Source organism: Janthinobacterium sp. ROICE36, from assembly GCF_002869965.1.
GTDB lineage: Bacteria > Pseudomonadota > Gammaproteobacteria > Burkholderiales > Burkholderiaceae_D > Janthinobacterium.
Map to the genome: position 1 here is coordinate 1 of NZ_PEBS01000175.1, position 1,326 is coordinate 1,326.

Here is a 1,326-nt window from a genome sequence, read left to right on the forward strand (position 1 = left end):
GTTTGGTGACGACGAGAAGAAGTCACAGGGAAAGAGCAATACGGGTCAGCGCCGCGCAGCTGAAGCAGTGGAAACGGGCACAGCTTAAATTAGTCGGCAAAGTGTCTTGACTAATGGATCCACTTTAAGGCTTCAAATTCTGGGTTGGCACTGCCGTCCGCATTCATCGATAAGGATTCGATTTCCATGCTTGGCACGCTGCCTTCTCGATACGCTCTCAAAAGTAGTAGTCGTAGGTGTTCCCTGGCTTCAACGTCGTCTTTGCGTATGAACGGAACGGATTGGTCAGGCAGAAATACATCGACATCATCCCAGTCCGCCGACGAGTCGATCGGTTCGTGTGCTGAGATGGCGGCTTGAGCTGCACTGGCTTCGGCCACTAATACTAGGTCCAGCTCAGGCGGAAGAAGCTCTTCTTCGGGCTCCCAGTCGAACAGGGAAAATCCTTCCTCATCATTTTCTAAAATGAGGTGAGGCATGGGCGTGGCAATGGTCGTTTGCGGGTTTTCTTCGGCCGAGGCTACATCAAAAGCTGGCTTCGCGATGCTTGCATCGTCAGTGAGGAGAACGGGGGCGTCATCAATCGCCGGTGTCGGTGCTGGTTCATGTATCGTAAGGGGTTCAGGGACGAGAGTGGTGGGGTCGAGCACATCGGCTGCTTGTTGAGCACCCGCCGCAATCGCGATCGCATGAGCGGTTCGACCTGCCGGGTCAAGCAACGCACTGTCAGCTCCGGCGTTCAGCAATAATCGGCACATGGCAGCTTTATTCTTGGCTGCCGACAGCATGAGCAAAGTTAACCCGTTCGAGTCGCTGGCATTGATATCATCGCCGCGATCAATATGGAGCTGGACGGCACTTTCCACGCCAGCCATAACGGCCATTTTAAAAAATTGATTGAGAGGAGGCATGCTATCTGCACCCATATTGTGGTGAGTGTGACTTGCCAGCGTCCTGATTTCCTGCATTCATGTAGGCTAAAACGTATTATAAATAACAATCATATTTTATCAATTCTACAGTAATTGCTTTCAGTGAACATAAAATAATGCAGAGTGATGATTTAATCTTGACCATGTCTAACGTATATTTGGCCAAGCTCAGAAATTATTTGAGAGTTTATCTCGAAATTTTTGGGTTTGGTTACAAAAACGGCGGCCATTTTGCGTGGCCGCCGATATTTTAAATAATGAGATTTAGTAACTGTTCAGCCGGGGGCTGGCTGAATCGGGTTTCCAGCGAAGGCGCGTTGCAAGACGGCGAGCATGCCATGGCCTTGTTTCCGTAGCGTGTCGAGGCAGGAGCGAATAACGCAGAAGTTTTGCG

At 50.3% G+C, this 1,326-nt stretch carries 1 protein-coding gene; it reads right to left on the reverse strand.

Annotated elements, in window-relative coordinates; translation table 11 throughout:
• Window positions 1–110 precede the first annotated feature (110 nt).
• The gene (locus CSZ94_RS27280) at window positions 111–911 is read right to left on the reverse strand and encodes an ankyrin repeat domain-containing protein (RefSeq protein ID WP_180977662.1); all 801 of its coding nucleotides are present in this window, start codon (window positions 909–911) and stop codon (window positions 111–113) included.
• Between the last annotated feature and the right edge of the window lie 415 nt (window positions 912–1,326).